Raw genomic sequence first — 18,152 nt, 5'->3', positions numbered from 1 at the left:
AATATATGTTAATTTTTTTCTTATTTTGTTACCACTGAAAAATAATTTTTTTAATGGTATTGTTTGATAAGTCTACGTAGATAATACCTTCAATTTTATCATACAAAATCGCATAATTAAAAAAATGATCTCTAATCGAGCTCCCTGCTTTCCAATTTATTTCTTGACGATGCTTAGCAAGTAACACAATATAATCTTTATTATCTTTTGTAGCGATATAATCAATATAAAATCGGCTTGAAAAATCTGCCCCATCCATATTAATTTGAATAGGTACAACTAATTTACCAGCAATAACATCGTAGCCATACCTTTCTAGAATTGATATCGCCTTTCCTTTTGGTTCACTAGCCTCATGAAGTGGAATATTGGATCTCATTGCTGTTTTGAACCATTTCCTAACCAGAAAGAAGAACCAAACTAAAACACTAATAACAATGAGTAATAATACCAATAAATCCTTTTCATGCGGCATCATATCACCTCGAACATTAATATTCGAGATAAGACATCAATTTCCTGCCAAAATAAACATATTTCATCCTGAGATGAACTAGATGGCATCACCTTGAATGTAAGCATTTACACAATTTGTAAGTCAAAAACCACCTATAGTGATCTTTAACTGGATAATTCTTTAGCTTGATTAAGAACTTCATCAATTAATTTTGAAAAGTGATGAGATTGAACAGTACTCCTATTTGATTCATTTGAAGTATTCCAACATGCTAAAAATTCTATGTTTCCTTCTCCACCTTTAATGGGAGAATAGGTTAAACCTTGTAAATATAGATCTAATTCTTGAGCCATTTTTAAAACAGTGTGTAATACTTCTCTATGAATTTGAGGATCTTTAATAACTCCAGATTTCCCAACCTTATCACGTCCTGCTTCAAACTGGGGTTTGACTAGCGCTACAATTGTTCCCTTTTCATCTAATATTTCCTTTAATGTTGGTAAAATCAACCTTAAAGAAATAAAACTAACATCAATCGAAGCAAAAGTAGGTATTGGACCTTGTAAGTCCTCTTTTTTGACATAACGAAAATTAGTACGTTCCATTACTTTTACCTGAGGAGATTTACGTAGTGACCAATCGAGTTGATTATATCCTACATCAATTGCATATACATAAGATGCCCCATTTTGCAATGCACAATCAGTAAAACCACCTGTCGATGCTCCAATATCTAAAACAACACTTCCATTCAATTGGAGATCGAAAGCATAAATTGCTTTTTCAAGCTTCAACCCCCCTCTGCTAACGTAAGGGTGCAAATTTCCTTTTATTCGAATTTGGGTAGTATTTCTTGGTATTTTAGTACCCGCTTTTTCAATCCGTTCTTCATTAACGAAAACAAGACCCGCCATTATAGCAGCCTTAGCCTTCTCTCTGCTATCGAAATGCCCTAATTCAGTTAATAATATATCAATTCGTTCTTTATCTGCTTGCATTTTACACCAAGATCCTTTAAAGAGATTATAAGTAGTTAAACCTATGTGTTTACTTCACTTTTTTGATTACAAAGATGCTTTACATTTTCAATAATTTTATCAACTGTTAATCCAATTTCTTTACGCTGAAATTTAACACTGCCGTGTTCAACAAAATAATCTGGATAACCCATTTGTTTAATCCTCATATGGTAAATCTCTTCTTCAGCATAAAATTCTAAAATAGCACTTCCAAGTCCACCCTTAATTGAACCTTCCTCTAGTGTGATCAATGCTTTTCTCTCATTAGCCAAGCATTGTAGCATAGAATGATCTAAAGGTTTCACAAATCTGGCATTGATGACCTCTAATTGGATATTTTCTTTTGCTAATTCATCAGCTGCTTCTTCTGCCAGTTTTACCATAGGTCCTACAGCTAAAACAGAAACTTGATTTCCATCTCTAACTACTTCCCAAGAACCAATAGGTAACGCTTTTTTCTCTCTATCCATTTCAACGCCAATTCCTGCTCCACGTGGATAACGAAAAGCAATAGGCCCTTCATTATAATCTACTGCAGTTTTTACCATATGCTGGAGTTCATTCTCATCCTTCGGCACCATAATTACAATATTAGGAATATGATTTAGATAAGCTAGATCATAAGCTCCCTGATGAGTTTCCCCGTCATCACCAACTAAACCAGCACGGTCAATTGCAAAAACGACGTTTAAATTTTGTCTGCATACATCATGAACAAGCTGATCATACGCTCTTTGTAAGAACGTGGAGTATACTGCAAATACAGGTTTCATCCCTAAATCAGCTAACCCAGCACACATAGTAGTTGCATGTTGTTCTGCAATACCCACATCAATCATACGATCAGGAAAATGATGCGCAAATTTATTAAGAGCAGTTCCGCTAGGCATTGCGGCAGTTACACCAACAATTCTTTCATTTTGTTTAGCTAAATCGATTAGAGCATTTGAGAATACATTTGAATAGCTAGGAATTGTTTTTGCTTTTTTTTGTTTTTCATCCTGATCAGATTCTAATTTATACGGCCCTACACCATGCCATTTATGGGAATCAATTTCAGCAGGTGAGTAACCCTTTCCCTTTACAGTCACAACATGTACAAGGACTGGACCATCAATTTTATCTGCTTGTTTAAAAGCTTGTAACAGCAGTTCTATATTATGTCCATCAATAGGTCCGATATAATTAAAGCCCAATTCCTCAAATAAAACACCTGAAACAATTAAATATTTCATGCTGTCCTTTAGACGCTCTACAGACTTAGCTAATGTACCGCCTACTTTTGGAATTTTTTTAAGTAATTGCTGGGCTTCTTCTTTCGCTTTTAAATAATGCTTATCTGCTCTAATTTTGCTTAAATAGTTATGAATCGCTCCAACATTAGGTGCTATCGACATCTCGTTATCATTTAAAACAACAATCATCTTTTTCTTTTCATGTCCAATGTGATTTAAAGCTTCGAGAGCCATTCCTCCTGTCATTGCACCATCACCAATCAAAGCAATGACATTGTTCTTTTCTCCCTTTAAATCACGCGCTAAGGTCATGCCCATCGCTGCAGATAATGAAGTACTGCTATGTCCTGCCTCCCAAACATCATGTTCACTTTCAGAACGTTTAATATATCCACATAGACCTTTATATTGCCTAAGTGTATCAAACTCATCTTTCCTGCCAGTTAATATTTTATGCACATAGGATTGATGGCCTACATCAAAGATAAGTTTATCCTTAGGACTTTCAAACAAATAGTGTAATACTAACGTTAATTCCACTACACCTAAGTTTGGTGCAAGATGCCCTCCTGTAACAGAAAGTTTTTGAATTAAAAACTCTCTGATTTGCTGTGCTAATTCTTCTAACTCTTCTATAGAGAAATTTTTTATATCATTGGGATGATTAATTTGATCGAGTTGCACGTTTTTTTCCTCTCTTTCCGTGATTCGACTTATTCTTTTTCCCATTAAAAATAATAATGCCAAACTGATGCTCTAGGAAATAAAAAATTTTTCCTACATAAAGAATAAGTTGCGTTGAAAAATGAATCGCAATTGATTTTCCCATTGCTTTTCCTCCGACTGTTAAAGCCGAAACGACACCAGCGAAAACTACGGTTACAATCGTATGTAAAAGTGGATTCGTATCTGCGCTGCCAATAAGTTTTAAAATAACTAAACCACTTGCTACTCCACTGATAACTCCTGACATATCACCTATCACATCGTTACAAAAACTTGAAAATCGATCTGCATTTCTTACAATTCGAATTCCCTGTTTGGCCCCTTTTACTTTTTCCGATGCCATGGCATGAAATGGTGTTTCTATTGCAGCAGCTGAGGCTAATCCAATCATATCAAAAAATATACCAATCAGAATAATAACAAAAACAGTTAACATTCCTAATCCCCATGTAACTCCTTCTAATACCGTAGTGGCTACAATCGAAAAAATACAAGCAAATATAAATGTTATAATGGAAATTCCTATACTCCATCTTATTGAACTTCTATATGAAAATTTTTTCATTAATAATTATAACTCCCTAAAGAAAGAAAATCACCTATTTGGTGACCTTTCGAAGATGTAATCGAATTCTTCTTTAATTTTTATTTTCTTATAATAATTTATCAATTCATAAAAAGAGTGGTAACTTCATGAGTAAACGCTGCGGCTTAGGTCCAGTTGGTTTTCCCATGCAAGACACCTTTTCGTTGCCGTAAAAGGCGGTTTCCCTTTATGCTTACATTGATGTCGTCACCGAACACCTGACTAGATTACCACTTAGTCCACACTATAATCCTCAAGAAGTCTCTTGTAAACTGAACAGTCTAGGAGTTTTCCTCAACAACCATAATTCATTTCTTAGCCTCTTTTGCAAAGTAGATTTCATATAGCATCCAGCAGTTATTTTTTTGGCCTGAAAAAATAACTGCCTACCATCTATAATTCCACTAGTTCACTCAAGGCAGGCTACGCTGCATACAAGTCACTCTATATTTTATAATCAATATAAGACTATAAGAACAAGTTAGACTCGCAAGTACAGGTTCATACCCCAAGCCGTAGCTATTCGCACGGTGTCGCCTAACCACGAACTTGGGCCTCCGCGGAAGCCGGGTCAACGCCCACATGCCATTGTGGATCGCCCAACAACCTTAACTTCCAGCATCAACCCCAGACTGGGCTTCTGAAGCCAACACCAGAAACTTCATTGATGTGCCCTTTGGCGAATTTTTAGGCCCGCCTTCAGAAAAGCTTGGCTGACTAGAATACTGCACCACTCAGTTATTAACAATATATATTATAGCATATGAAAAAAGTAAAGCTCAATGAAATGTCATTCCAAATTTACCATTTCAATGATTAATTACATTTTCATACCGTTCATAAATAGGAAAACACTCATATTATTAGTGTTCCCTCTGCATTAGAAAATCTGCTATTTCAAGTAAACGATTCGGATTTGGAAAATTTGCTTCTGCAATATCATGTTTAGCTTCTTCAGTTAATTCTTTAACTTTTTCAACACATGCTTCTAATCCGATAAGATAAGGATAAGTTACCTTATTAGCGTTCTCATCACTTAAAACAGGCTTGCCTAGTTTTTGCTCGTCCCCTATAATATCTAAAATATCATCTTGAATCTGAAATGCTAGTCCGATTTTATATCCAAAACTTGCTAAAGCTTTAAGCTGTTCATCATTGGCTCCAGCAATATGACCTCCTGCACGTAATGAATACACTATTAAATCGCCTGTTTTATGAATATGTATTTTCTCCAATTGATGGATATTTGTAATTCCCTGTTCTCCATCAATATCATCTACTTGACCACCTACCATACCTCTTGGTCCGGCATATGCTGATAATTCTTCAACAAGATTTAGAATTTTTTCAGCTGGCACTTCTTTCATCCGTAGTGAGTTGGATATAACGTAAAAAGCATGAGTTAACAATGCGTCTCCCGCTAATACTGCCATAGCCTCACCATAAACTTTATGATTAGTTAATTTCCCACGTCTATAATCATCATCATCCATTGCAGGCAAATCATCATGGATAAGTGAATAAGTATGAATCATCTCAATAGCTGCAGCAGCTGGTAAAATTGAACGTATGGACCCATTTAATGCTTCTAAAGCAGCAATTGTTAAAATAGGGCGCAATCTTTTTCCCCCAGCAAACAAGGAATAACTCATCGCCTCTTCTAAACGTTTTGGAATATACCAATCTTTTGGGAAAATATGCTTTAATTCTTTTTCAACTTCTTGTCCATAATAATTAATGAATTCTGTAATTGTATTTAATTTCAATCCATATCACCTTGATTATCATCATTCAAAGGATGAAAGTCTTTTTTTTGTCCGTCCTCACTAATTAACATTTCAATTTTTTGCTCAACCTGTTCTAATTTTTGACTACAATAACTGGAAAGCTTTACTCCCTCTTGAAATAATTCAATCGCTTTTTCTAACGGCACATCTTCCCTCTCTAATGCGCTTACAACGTTTTCAAGGTTTTCCATTGCCTCCTCAAAATTTAGTTTCTTACTCTTATCTTCCATTATGTCTCCTCCTCTACCTTTTTAACCTGACAATCTAATTTTCCATCTTTTAATTTCACTTGAATCTTTTGATCTATTTGAATTTGTTCAACAGATTTAACAATTTTTTCATCTTCGTTGTATACTAAGCTATACCCCCTATCCATAACCTTTAATGGACTTAATGCATCTAATTGGCGTACATTAGATGAAAGTTTTAGCTTTTGATTTTTTATATAAACCATAATAATATGATTCAATCGATGTTGAATATTTTTCAATCTTTGATTAGAATAATCAAGCTTATTTTTTAAATTCAATGTGGAAAGCCCTGCTTCAACTTTATATAACTTCTCCCTAGTGTATCGCATACGATTCAACATATTAAAAATCAGTTGATCCTTCAAACGATCTAAATGTTCGGTCGGTTGTACTAGTTGCTTTTGGGGGGATCGTAAATAGGAAGAACGTTTCAATTGTTCTAACTTCTCTGCCTTTTTTTGTAGGTGGTAAAACACCGCTTTGTTTAACCTTTGTTTTAAATGCTCTAAATGATTTTTAATTTCTAATTGATGAGAAACTGCTAACTCTGCAGCAGCTGTTGGCGTAGCAGCACGAACATCTGCAACAAAATCAGCTATCGTATAATCTGTTTCATGACCTACAGCTGAAATGATAGGTATTTTTGATTCAAAAATACTTCTTGCAACAACTTCTTCATTAAATGCCCATAGCTCTTCGAGGGAGCCACCGCCTCGACCTACAATAATGACTTCCACTTCTTCGTGTTTATTTAATACTTCGATCCCTTTTTTAATAGAAGGAACCGCATTTTTACCTTGGACGGAAACAGGATATAAAAGGATAGATACCATACGATTTCTACGTTGAATTGTAGTCACGATATCTCTTACTGCTGCGCCAGTAGATGATGTTACTACACCTACTGTTTTTGCGTAACGAGGAAGTGTTTTTTTCATATCACTTAAAAATAAACCTTCTTTTTCTAGCTTTTGTTTTAGTTGCTCAAAAGCTAGATATAGGCTTCCTATTCCATCAGGTTGCATTTGATTAACATACAATTGATATTGTCCGTCTCTCTCATACAAAGATATATTACCCCTTGCTAACACTTTCGTTCCGTTACGTGGAATAAAAGGAATTCTCTGATTATGAGAAGCAAACATAACGCACTTTACTCTACTGTACTTATCCTTTAAAGTGAAGTACATATGACCACTTGAATGATGTATAAAATTTGAAATCTCACCACGTATCCAAATGTTTTGTAATGAGGGTTCAAACTCCAATTTATTTTTAATAAATTTGGTTAATTCATTTACTGAATATATCAACTGATTATCTTTCATAGTGACACCATCTTCTTATATTAGTACTTTTCTTTATGTTGATTTAGATGCTGCTTCCAGTGTATTTTTAATTAACATGGTAATCGTCATTGGTCCTACACCACCTGGAACAGGTGTAATAAACCCTGCTACTTCCTTCACTTTATCAAAATCAACATCTCCACAAAGTTTTCCATTGTCCATTCGATTGATACCAACATCAATTACGACAGCACCTTCTTTAATACAATCTGACCCAATCATTTTGGGTATTCCCGTTGCTACAACCAAAATATCTGCTTGTTTGGCTATTGATGCTATATCCTTTGTTTTTGAATGACATATACTCACTGTTGCATTTTCCCTAAGAAGTAACATAGAAACAGGTTTTCCTACAATATTACTCCTGCCTATCACAACAGCATGCTTACCGGCAATTTCAATTCCTTCTCTTTTTATCATTTCTATTACTCCTGCAGGAGTACAAGGTAATAAACTGTCATCACCAATTAATAAATTCCCTACGTTGATTGGATGAAAACCATCAACATCTTTTTCCACAGCAATGGCATCAATGACTGCTTTTTCTGAGATATGTTTTGGTAGTGGCAGCTGAACTAATATACCATGAATATCTGTATGTACATTTAACTTGCGAATAAGTAGTACTAATTCTTTCTCAGTAGTTGTTTCAGGCAGTTTATGTACTTCAGAATAAATTCCTAGTTGATCACAAGCTTTAGCTTTTCGACCCACATAAACTTCAGAAGCAGGGTCGTCCCCAACTAAAACAACTGCCAAACCAGGCTGTATATTTTTTGATTTCAGCAGTTCAACTTCACTTTTCAGTTCTTCACGAATGATTTTCGATAAATCTGTCCCATTAATCAATTTTGCAGTCATCGTTCTTCTCCCTCTTATATCTTTTTATAGTTTAGTTTTCTTTTAAAATGAGTGTATTTTTGCTTTTATAACGTTAAATTCTTTGATCATTTTACCTAATACACCATTTATAAATTTACCCGATTCTTCAGTTCCAAAATATTTTGATAGCTCAATCGCTTCATTTACAATCACTTTAGGTGGCGTATCTTTTAAATAAAACATCTCATAAATAGCTAATCGAAGTATTTGGATGTCTACTCTTGAAAGCCGTTCTATTTTCCACCCTTTTAAATAGTCATTAATGAGGAAATCAATGTTTGTTTTGTTATGAAATGTACCATCTATTAACTCTTGAATGAATTGTAAGTCTTCAGGTTTTATTTTATTGATATTATCATTTTCCGCATCGTCCTGTCCTGTGATAACGGAATCTATTGCTGAAGTTGACGTCACTTCATTAAGTTCCATTTGGTACAAACATTGTATAATGATTTCCCGTGCCTGTCTTCGTTTCATTTTATTCCTCCATTTGATAGCTCAATCTATTGATGTATGTATTTCTGATGTATGTATTTCTGATCTCTATACTATAGTATACGTTTTTTGTACAAACAACAAACAAAAAGCCCCATAATTTCTTATAGGGATTTAAATCTAAGGGCTGCATTTATCGATAACGATCTAAAAATCTTAACAATCGTAACTTTACTTTTGTATAAATTTCCATACTTTCTTTTGAATCCACTTTTCTACCGATATAAAAACCAATAAGAACAATAAGTGCAAACATAAATGTATCCCAAAAACCTACAATTAAATATATAATACCAAAAAAAATTCCAATCATTACCCCTATCAATTTTCCTGGGTGCCGTTCCCATAAATCTTTCCACATCGGGAGCTCCCCCCTTTACTCTACTCTACTTTTGAAAGTATTAGATTGAAAGATATTAACTACTAAAACAGAAACATTAGAAACAGGGATTCCTGTTACATCTTCAATGTAATCATTCACATTTTGTTGGATTTCTTCAGTTAGCTTTGGAATAGCAGTTTCACCATCAACATAAGTTTTTATTTTCACTTCAATTCCTGATTGGCTTGCCGTGATTTTTGCTTTTGTATCTTTAGTTCCTTTTACTCTAGCAGCAGCTTTTAATGCAACCTGCTCTATCGTCTCCATTGAAATTTTTATATCACCATAATCGTTTCGTTGATCTATGCTGGGTTTTGTAGCAGAATTGGAACGTAAAGTAATATATATAAAACGAATGCTAATGAGCACAACAACAGCAACAATGACATAGAATATTATTTCTTGCACATCATTTAGATAAGGTAGATTAATATCACCTGTTTGAAGCATCTGAATAACAACAAATAAAGAAACTACAGTAACAAAAATACTGTATAGAAATAATAACAATCGATCAAAGATTTTCAAGATAGATCAAACTCCTTTCTCAATGCAACTGAAATTTCTTCTACATATGTAGTTTATTTTAAAATGAAACCCCCTGCTAATGTGAGGGGGTCTTATTGTCATTTATGATCATCGAAATTATTTTACGCGTTGTGGTTTAATTTCTTCAATTTCATTTTTAACTTTTTCTTCCTGAGTAATATGCACATCATGAATATGTACATTTACTTCTACAACTTGAAGTCCAGTCATTGATTCAATTGCATTTTTTACGTTTTGCTGAATTTCTTGAGAAACATCCGGTATTCTAAATCCATATTCAACAATAATAGATACATCAACCGCTGCTTCTTTTTCACCTACCTCTACCTTTACACCCTTAGATAGATTTTTTCTTCCAAGAAGCTCTGCTATCCCACCTGCAAAACCTCCGCTCATTCCCGCTACACCTTCAATCTCAACCGTTGCCAAACCGGCAATGACTTCAACGACCTCAGGTGCAATTTGAATATGACCCATTTCAGTCTTCTCATAATCAAGAGCGACTGTATTCATCAACATTACCTCCTCTTAGATTAACGCGTAAATTTTTCAAATTAATTTAATTTTTTCTCCTAATACTTTACACTTACTACTATAATATAACACCTTACAAATTATATGACAAACAGGAGTTGAAGTAATAAATTATACTTCGTTTTCCTCTAAAAACTTAATATCAAAATCCCCTTGAATAAACTTTTCATTGGAAAGTAATTTTAAATGGAAGGGAATTGTAGTATGAATACCATCTATCGTAAATTCCGATAATGCTCTTTTCATCCTATTAATTGCTTCTTCCCTGGTTTTTCCCCACACAATCAACTTTGCAATCATTGAATCATAGTGTGGTGATATGGTATACCCTGGATATGCGGCACTATCTACTCTCACTCCCAATCCACCAGGAGGTAAATAGAACTTAATTTGACCTGCAGAAGGCATAAAGTTTTTATCAGGGTTTTCAGCATTAATTCGACATTCAATAGACCATCCTTCAATTTCTACATCTTCTTGGGCAAATGATAAATGTTTCCCCTCTGCTATAGAAATCATTTCCTTGATCAAATCAATGTTTGTAACCATCTCGGTAACTGGGTGCTCGACTTGGATTCTTGTATTCATTTCCATGAAATAGAATTTCCCGTCTGGTCCAAGTAAAAACTCAAGTGTGCCCGCTCCTGAATACTGAACTGCTTTTGCAGCACGTACAGCAGCTTCCCCCATTTCTTTACGGATCTGAGGTGTCAAAACGGGACAAGGTGCTTCTTCTAATAATTTTTGTCTCCTCCGTTGTATAGAGCAATCTCTTTCGCCAAGATGAACTGCATTCCCATGTTTATCCGCAATGACTTGAATCTCCACATGTTTCATTCCTGTTAAAAATTTCTCTAAATATACACCTGCATTCCCAAAGGCTTTCTCAGCTTCTTGTTGAGCTGCTGTGATTTGGTGAATTAGCATCTCTTCATTTTCCGCAATTCGGATACCCTTACCTCCACCACCTGCAGTTGCTTTAATAAGAACAGGATATCCAATATCTTTACTGATCATTACAGCTTCATCAATATCTTCAATGAGCCCATCCGTACCAGGAATAACTGGAACATTTGCGCTTTTCATCGTATCTTTAGCTACTGCTTTATCCCCCATCTTTGTTATTGCTTCAGGTGACGGGCCGATAAATGCAATGTTACAAGACTCACATATTTCAGCGAAATCAGCATTTTCTGCTAAGAATCCATAACCGGGATGTATAGCATCCGATCCGGTTAAAGTTGCAATACTCATAATATTGGTTAAATTTAAATAACTGTCCTTAGATAAGGTTGGACCTATACAATATGCTTCATCCGCTAATCGAACATGGAGAGAATCCTTGTCTGCTTCAGAATAAACAGCTACTGTTTGAATCCCCATTTCATGGCATGCTCGAATAATCCGAACGGCTATTTCACCACGGTTAGCGATTAAAATTTTTTGAAACCTCATACTATATCCTCCCAAGCGATGTCTTCATAGAAATAAATAATGTCAATGTCATTATTCTGGTTTTACTAAAAATAACGGCTGACCAAATTCAACCAAGTGACCATCTTCTACTAAAACTTCTACGATTTCACCTTTTATTTCAGCTTCGATCTCGTTCATAAGCTTCATTGCCTCAACTATACATACTACGGTATCGTTAGCGACTTTATCACCTTTTTTCACAAAAGGATCTGCACCTGGGGAAGGAGCAATGTAAAATGTACCTACCATTGGCGATGTGATTTTATGTAAATTATCGTCTTGTGACTCGGTTAGATTTGATTTATTTACTTCAACAGACTGTTCTTCAACTTTTGATTTTTGTAGAGTTTGAGGGACTTCCTGTATAACTGGCTGAGATACTACAGGAGTTTGCTGTACGATTTGTGGGATTATTTCTGTGTTTGTTGCCGGTTTACGAATTGATAATCGCGCACCTTCATTTTCAATTTCAAGTTCTTGCAGTGTAGATTTATCTACTAGTCTAACTAATTCTTTAATTTCACTTAATTTGAACATTTTTTCACTCCTTAATTCTTAAAAAGGATGTACAAGTATAACAATGATAGTATTATAGCACAAACCAATAATTAGAACATCAATGAATTCATTTTCTGATCTAATTTAATCCACTTTGAATTTCGATCCCCACTCTGACATGGCATCCAATATGGGATTAATTGTTTTTCCTCTTTCAGTTAAACTGTATTCTACCTTTGGAGGCACAACTGGATACACTTTACGTGTTATAATTCCATCCCTTTCTAATTCCCTTAATTGTTTTGTTAATACTCTGTCTGTGACATCGGGAAGTAACTTTTGAAGCTCTCCATATCTTTTCTTCCCATCTATTAGATGACTTAGTATAACCGCCTTCCATTTTCCCATAATTGTATTTAGAGTTAAGTCCACGGGACAACTAAAAATTTTATCATTGATTTTAAAATTCCCCATTGTTTCACCTCGTATAACCTCATTAATATTAACGAACTGGAGTATTCAGTTTTACCAATTGTGAACCTCTTTTACTTACTTTAAGGATAGTATATAACATAAAAGTACATACTTGCTATAAGTAATTAAGTATATTAACATTTTTAATTATATGTTACTTTACTGGATACATTAAATTTAAAATTAAAGGAGCGAAGATTTAATCATGAAACATTTAATTGTTTATGCACATCCAAATCCACAAAGTTTTAACCATGCTATAAAGGAGACAGTAGTAAATTCATTGAAAGATAAAGGACATGAAGTAGTAGTCAGAGATCTTTATGCTTTAGGATTCGAACCTGTTTTAAGTGGAAGTGACTTTGAAACATTCCAATCAGGAAATATGCCGAGTGATATTCAAGCTGAACAAGAACATATAAAAAATGCAGATGTGATTACTTTCATTTATCCAATTTGGTGGACTGGTTTGCCGGCAATTTTAAAAGGGTACATCGATCGGGTTTTTGCTTATGGATTTGCTTATTCAGTAGATGAGCAAGGTGGATATGTAAAACACTTAGAAGGTAAAAAAGGACTTATTATCAACACAACTGGTGCTCCTACAGAATTTTATGATCAAGTTGGCATGTCTAGCTCCTTAAAACAAACATCTGATTCAGGTATTTTAGACTTTGTTGGTATAGAGTCGATTCATCACCAATTTTTCGGTGCAGTTCCAACCGTGGATGATGCAACTAGAAAAGGAATGCTTGCTGAAGTTGAAAAATTGATCAACGAAAAATTCTAATTTACCCTTACCAACCATTTCATAAAACCCCCTTCAATAAAAAGAAGATATGGAATGTAGGAAAATTTGTAATTCCTGCACTATCGCATCCATGAACCAACTATGATTTATCAGTGTACTCTACTAGTCTGACTTTCAATAGGGATGAAGAAAAGAAAAATATATGTAATAAGGTGAACTATGAATACTGAGGGGGGCTAAGGTACTTAATATTTAATTAGAGGTATTTAATGGTCTTATTCTTTTCTTTTCAGTACATTTTTGAAATTAACGGTAATTGGTGGTCTTATTTTGGTCAAAAATGGCTATTTCATTGTATTTTCGAGTGAGTTTAACGAAATAAGACCATGAATTCCCTCTATTCACTAAAAGGAGCTATCTTTTCTTCATATAAGGCCACAATTTACATTAGCGTTGCAAAAAAAGCAACATAGTTTGTAAAATAAGTAATTTAGAAAAATTTTACAATTTTCTTTTTGAGAAATTAGGAAAAAAAGTGAAGAGGTCAGAAAATGACGCGTTAATCCATTTTTTGGATGTTATTTCTTTCCCTAATTTATCTTTTCTTTGGCTTGATGATACCTACCGATGTATTTAATCTCGGAGGTGGTTTCACCGATCGAGGCACTTTCTGTCTCCCCTTTGAGTTTCGAGTAGGTTTCAGATGAAGTTCACTCAACATAACGGACCACTTTTTATCCCAACAAGTTCGTAGACATTGTAGTACATCCCAGGTACTTAGTTTAGTTCTGCTTCCTAGCTCAATATACATGGCAATTGCATAGGCGATGAGTACAATAAAAATTTGATTCCAAATTCCTTGAGGTTCATAGCTGTATAGTTTTACAAGACGTAGGTGTTGCTTCAACCATTTAAAGAATAATTCAATAAGCCATCGTTGACGATAAATATCTGCAATCTCTGTTGCACTTAAGTCAAAACAAGAGGTAGCTATTCTATATTTACGTTCTTTTTCATCCATAAACTCTACAAGTCTTATGCTTTTTTCCGTTTGTGTATACGCACTTCCTAATTGGATGATCGCGTCCCGAATAATGTGGGTGTCCGGTGGAACAGGCAGTTCTTCCTCAACCCTTAAAACCCCATGCTTTTCATTAATACGCATCACGAAGCGAACATTGTCTTCGATCCACTGATCGAACTGTGCGTATTTTACATAACCACGATCCATAACGTATATGGTGTCGTGATCTTCCACTAGGATATCCATGGTTTCACAATCATTCACATTTCCTGTTGAAGGGATCGCTTTTTCTGGAATGACTCTTCCATTTGGAAGAGAAAGCACACGCATATGAATCTTGACTTGGGTCGATTTATGATTAATCTTCGCCCAATTAGCTAAAGTAGCAGGAAGCTTCAAGCTAGTAGAATCAAGAATCCGAAGTGGGCCGACTCTGCTACAAGCGATAGAAGTTTTAGACTTTACTTTACCGATCATTTCAAAGAATAACGCTTCTAACATTTCTGTAGGTAGTTCTCTTATTCGACGTGAGAGTTGAGACGGACTAATACTTGGTAGATCTAGACTTTGCTGAAGAGCTTCACTGGTACGTAATTCTCTTGAAATTTGTTTATAATTTTCCCAATTCGCAATTTGAGAGGCTAGAAATAACTTGATACTTTTTATCGTAGTTAACTTATGCGTACGATAGTCTGCAATAGGAAAAAGGAAATTTTCCTTCGAAATCAAAGAAAAACATTGACAAATGGTATGGAAATTGTGTATGTTACCCATGGTTGGCTCCTTTTGTTTAGATTATGGGTAACGCGTCCTTATCTTTACAATAGGAGTTTTTTTATGATAATTCCATGAAAATCACATCATAAATTCCATTTTTAGTAAATTATACTCATTTTATTTTCTATGTTATCTTTGATGCAACGCTAGTGCACAATTTACCTCTATCTATTACTTGTAATCTACCTTTCTACTACTACTAGTTATCAAATCAATTATGTATCCTTTTGAAATCAAACCCTTTACTAAAGGATTTCACTACAAACTCAGTGCCTCCCATAACTAGTACTTTAGTCATTGACATCTCTCCCTACTCTTTTGTTTAAGTACCTTTTAGTATAATATAAAGAGAATCTAAATTTCCACATTATGGAGGATGAAATGAAAAAAGATCTATTAAATGAGTTATTGCAATTAAATGTTTGGGCACGAAGCTTAAAGAAACTTGAACAAGAAACAATCTATCAACCCATTGCTGAGAATAAGTGGTCAATAGCAGAGATCATAAGCCATTTGATGTTCTGGGATCGTTATATATTACAGGAGCGAATACCAATCATGGTTCCAAATGCTAGTTTGAAAAGTGATGTAAACGTAAATGAAATGAATAACAAAGCTTCTGAGTATACACGTTCTGAAGTTTCTTTTAATGAAATTATAGACAGTTTGATAGACTGTCGAGAAAGTATAGTCTCTATACTTGAAGAGAAAAGCGAAGAAGAGTTAAGTTCAACTTTTAAGATCAATGATAAAGAGCTAAATTTGATTAGTTATTTTAAAGGAACTTTGAAACATGATGCACATCATATGCAACAAATCAATCATTTTTAAAAAAGTTAATTCAACAAAAATACATTGTTATAAATTAGAAATTCCGGGTAAAATACAGCTGATTATACGTGTACACTGAAAGGAGTTTCTATTATGAGCAATAATGAAAACAAGACAAAAACATTACCTTCTCAGCATCAAAACCATCAACCAGGCATTGAATCAGAAATGAATCCCTTACCCCAATTTATAGATGATCAATATAAACCAGCAGCAAAATTGCAAGGGAAGGTTGCTATTATAACAGGAGGAGATAGTGGGATTGGTAGAGCCGCAGCAATAGCTTTTGCGAAAGAAGGAGCAAACATCGTCATCATTTATTTAAATGAACACGAAGACGCAGAGGAAACAAAGAAACACATTGAAAATGAAAATCAGCAATGTTTACTATTAGCTGGGGATATCACGGATGAAATTTTTTGCAAAGAAGTTGTACAGAAATGCATTGACTCTTTTGGCGAGTTGAATATTTTAGTAAATAATGCAGCAGAGCAGCATCCGCAAAAATCAATAGATCAAATTACTACCGAACAATGGGAAAGAACATTCCAGACAAATATATTTTCTATTTTTTATTTAACTAAAGCTGCTCTTCCTCATATGAAACAAGGTAGCAGTATCATTAATACAGCTTCCATTGTAGCATATCAAGGACATAAAGAACTTTTAGATTACTCCTCCACTAAAGGAGCTGTCGTTTCGTTTACACGATCCTTATCTTTACAATTAGCAGATAAAGGGATTCGCGTTAATGCAGTAGCTCCTGGTCCTATCTGGACTCCTCTTATCCCTTCAACATTCACAGCGGATCAAGTCAGTACATTTGGTGGAGATACCCCAATGAAGCGACCAGGACAACCTAAAGAGCTTGCTCCAAGTTTTGTTTTCCTCGCTTGCAACGATTCTGCTTATGTTTCTGGACAAGTACTGCATAATAATGGTGGAGTTATCCTCAATGGTTAACAAAAAACTTAATCATCTCTTCATTTACATATTCGGTTTTTTCTAAGCTCAATAGATGTCCAGCATCTGGAACAAGCTCAATTTGAATATTTTGTAGCGTTTTAAATATAATAGAGTCTTCTCATACAGTCTTTCTCAAGATAGGGTGCAACTATGTTAAAGTACTCATTTGGATCATTATAATAGTGAAGTTTCATTACTGCTCTCCTTTTTATTTTTTGGTTAGTAATCTTGGGTCTAATCTATTGAAAAAATATTTTATAATAGTGAAGAGTTGGTACTAAGTTATTAGAATTATATATTTCTTGAAATTCTTTTTTTGTCACCCATTTAATATCACACACTTCATCTTTCTGAAGTATGGTTTCTATAATATCAAGAAGGGAAATACTCCATAGGTTCCGAACAATGAACATAACCATTTTTCTTGTAATAGTTGATAGCTTCATCACTAGGCCATACAATAACAAATTCATAGTTGTTTTTTTTAATCCATTTGTTTATTGAATCTAATACTTTACTTCCGACACCTATATTTCTATATTCGGGAACAGTATAAACGTTCGTCATATATGCAAAAGGATTGGTTGTTCTACCAGGGCGTGGTACTTTTTGTATTAATTCTATGTAAATGTGTGATAAGATTGTATCCTTTTCCACTGCAACCCATATATACCATTGACTACTATTAAGTGCATTCTCTAAAAAGATTTGACATTCCTTTTCAAAATCATCATAAGATTCATTTTTTTTACTTTCATCAACTTCAATGGTACTATCCCATCTCATTTTTATTAATTGTTCAATATCTTTTGCTTCAGCAAGTCTAATAATCAACTATTTTCACCTCTTAGAAGTTTTTCAATTAAACTACCATTTAGTTTAATTACAATTATTTCAAATCTTCTTAGCTTTCACAAGGAGAAATTCCACTATATTGACCCTTAAATGAAAATAGCACACTTTATATCATTTCATTTTCACCATTAAAATTCACTATAAGAATCAGAGCGAATAAGTAGCAATCCTAAGTTATTAATTCTTTTATAATCAAGAGGAACTTATTAATGAAATTAATCATTTTTTTGAACATACAGTTAGGAAAG

The 18,152-nt window shown here is 34.2% G+C and carries 20 protein-coding genes; 3 read left to right on the top strand and 17 right to left on the bottom strand.

Features of this window, described 5'->3' with window-relative positions:
• Positions 1-28 precede the first annotated feature (28 nt).
• From VQL36_RS07305 to VQL36_RS07235, 15 genes are all read right to left on the bottom strand, one after another.
• Entirely contained in the window at positions 29-475 is a 447-nt protein-coding gene (locus VQL36_RS07305) for a hypothetical protein (RefSeq protein WP_349248672.1), read from the bottom strand.
• A gap of 146 nt (positions 476-621) precedes the next feature.
• Positions 622-1,455, bottom strand: a complete 834-nt coding sequence (locus VQL36_RS07300) for a TlyA family RNA methyltransferase (protein ID WP_349248671.1) — start codon at positions 1,453-1,455, stop codon at positions 622-624.
• A gap of 41 nt (positions 1,456-1,496) precedes the next feature.
• The gene (gene dxs / locus VQL36_RS07295; protein ID WP_349248670.1) at positions 1,497-3,395 is read right to left on the bottom strand and encodes a 1-deoxy-D-xylulose-5-phosphate synthase; all 1,899 of its coding nucleotides are present in this window, start codon (positions 3,393-3,395) and stop codon (positions 1,497-1,499) included.
• Positions 3,376-4,002: a hypothetical protein gene (locus VQL36_RS07290; protein WP_349248669.1), complete on the bottom strand. Its 627-nt coding sequence runs from the start codon at positions 4,000-4,002 to the stop codon at positions 3,376-3,378. The genes dxs and VQL36_RS07290 overlap by 20 nt, the downstream gene beginning before the upstream one ends.
• An 884-nt stretch (positions 4,003-4,886) precedes the next feature.
• Positions 4,887-5,789, bottom strand: coding sequence for a polyprenyl synthetase family protein (locus VQL36_RS07285; RefSeq protein WP_349248668.1), 903 nt, complete (start codon positions 5,787-5,789; stop codon positions 4,887-4,889).
• The gene (gene xseB / locus VQL36_RS07280; RefSeq protein WP_349248667.1) at positions 5,786-6,040 is read right to left on the bottom strand and encodes an exodeoxyribonuclease VII small subunit; all 255 of its coding nucleotides are present in this window, start codon (positions 6,038-6,040) and stop codon (positions 5,786-5,788) included. The genes VQL36_RS07285 and xseB overlap by 4 nt, the downstream gene beginning before the upstream one ends.
• Positions 6,040-7,389, bottom strand: coding sequence for an exodeoxyribonuclease VII large subunit (gene xseA, locus VQL36_RS07275; RefSeq protein ID WP_349248666.1), 1,350 nt, complete (start codon positions 7,387-7,389; stop codon positions 6,040-6,042). Before xseA ends, xseB begins: the two co-directional genes overlap by 1 nt.
• 33 nt (positions 7,390-7,422) lie before the next feature.
• The gene (folD, locus tag VQL36_RS07270; RefSeq protein WP_349248665.1) at positions 7,423-8,271 is read right to left on the bottom strand and encodes a bifunctional methylenetetrahydrofolate dehydrogenase/methenyltetrahydrofolate cyclohydrolase FolD; all 849 of its coding nucleotides are present in this window, start codon (positions 8,269-8,271) and stop codon (positions 7,423-7,425) included.
• A 42-nt stretch (positions 8,272-8,313) separates the two neighbouring features.
• Positions 8,314-8,769 (bottom strand): transcription antitermination factor NusB, encoded by a 456-nt coding sequence (nusB, locus tag VQL36_RS07265; protein WP_349248664.1) that lies wholly within the window; start codon positions 8,767-8,769, stop codon positions 8,314-8,316.
• A 151-nt stretch (positions 8,770-8,920) separates the two neighbouring features.
• Positions 8,921-9,148, bottom strand: coding sequence for a DUF2273 domain-containing protein (locus VQL36_RS07260; RefSeq protein ID WP_349248663.1), 228 nt, complete (start codon positions 9,146-9,148; stop codon positions 8,921-8,923).
• A 15-nt stretch (positions 9,149-9,163) separates the two neighbouring features.
• Positions 9,164-9,697: an alkaline shock response membrane anchor protein AmaP gene (gene amaP / locus VQL36_RS07255; protein WP_349248662.1), complete on the bottom strand. Its 534-nt coding sequence runs from the start codon at positions 9,695-9,697 to the stop codon at positions 9,164-9,166.
• A gap of 117 nt (positions 9,698-9,814) precedes the next feature.
• Positions 9,815-10,231 (bottom strand): Asp23/Gls24 family envelope stress response protein, encoded by a 417-nt coding sequence (locus VQL36_RS07250; protein ID WP_349248661.1) that lies wholly within the window; start codon positions 10,229-10,231, stop codon positions 9,815-9,817.
• 132 nt (positions 10,232-10,363) lie between these two features.
• The gene (accC, locus tag VQL36_RS07245; RefSeq protein ID WP_349248660.1) at positions 10,364-11,707 is read right to left on the bottom strand and encodes an acetyl-CoA carboxylase biotin carboxylase subunit; all 1,344 of its coding nucleotides are present in this window, start codon (positions 11,705-11,707) and stop codon (positions 10,364-10,366) included.
• 51 nt (positions 11,708-11,758) lie between these two features.
• Positions 11,759-12,265, bottom strand: a complete 507-nt coding sequence (gene accB, locus VQL36_RS07240) for an acetyl-CoA carboxylase biotin carboxyl carrier protein (RefSeq protein WP_349248659.1) — start codon at positions 12,263-12,265, stop codon at positions 11,759-11,761.
• A 105-nt stretch (positions 12,266-12,370) separates the two neighbouring features.
• Positions 12,371-12,700, bottom strand: a complete 330-nt coding sequence (locus tag VQL36_RS07235; protein WP_349248658.1) for a helix-turn-helix domain-containing protein — start codon at positions 12,698-12,700, stop codon at positions 12,371-12,373.
• Between the two features lie 205 nt (positions 12,701-12,905).
• Here VQL36_RS07235 and VQL36_RS07230 point away from each other — a divergent pair, with 205 nt between their 5' ends.
• Complete coding sequence (locus VQL36_RS07230; protein WP_349248657.1) at positions 12,906-13,490, top strand: NAD(P)H-dependent oxidoreductase; 585 nt, start codon at positions 12,906-12,908, stop codon at positions 13,488-13,490.
• Positions 13,491-14,046: 556 nt separating this feature from the next.
• Here the strand turns inward: VQL36_RS07230 and VQL36_RS07225 are convergent.
• Positions 14,047-15,204: an IS4 family transposase gene (locus VQL36_RS07225; protein WP_349248656.1), complete on the bottom strand. Its 1,158-nt coding sequence runs from the start codon at positions 15,202-15,204 to the stop codon at positions 14,047-14,049.
• A 429-nt stretch (positions 15,205-15,633) separates the two neighbouring features.
• Here VQL36_RS07225 and VQL36_RS07220 point away from each other — a divergent pair, with 429 nt between their 5' ends.
• Both VQL36_RS07220 and VQL36_RS07215 read left to right on the top strand, forming a co-directional pair.
• The gene (locus tag VQL36_RS07220; protein ID WP_349248655.1) at positions 15,634-16,083 is read left to right on the top strand and encodes a DinB family protein; all 450 of its coding nucleotides are present in this window, start codon (positions 15,634-15,636) and stop codon (positions 16,081-16,083) included.
• Positions 16,084-16,176: 93 nt separating this feature from the next.
• A complete protein-coding gene (locus VQL36_RS07215; RefSeq protein ID WP_349248654.1) occupies positions 16,177-17,046 on the top strand; it encodes an SDR family oxidoreductase in 870 nt (289 codons plus the stop codon).
• A 375-nt stretch (positions 17,047-17,421) separates the two neighbouring features.
• Here VQL36_RS07215 and VQL36_RS07210 read toward each other — a convergent pair whose 3' ends face one another.
• Positions 17,422-17,883, bottom strand: a complete 462-nt coding sequence (locus tag VQL36_RS07210) for a GNAT family N-acetyltransferase (protein WP_349248653.1) — start codon at positions 17,881-17,883, stop codon at positions 17,422-17,424.
• Positions 17,884-18,152: the final 269 nt, after the last annotated feature.

The sequence above is a fragment of the Chengkuizengella sp. SCS-71B genome (assembly GCF_040100845.1).
Taxonomy (GTDB): domain Bacteria; phylum Bacillota; class Bacilli; order Paenibacillales; family KCTC-33759; genus Chengkuizengella.
This window is presented reverse-complemented; position numbering and strand designations above follow the sequence as displayed.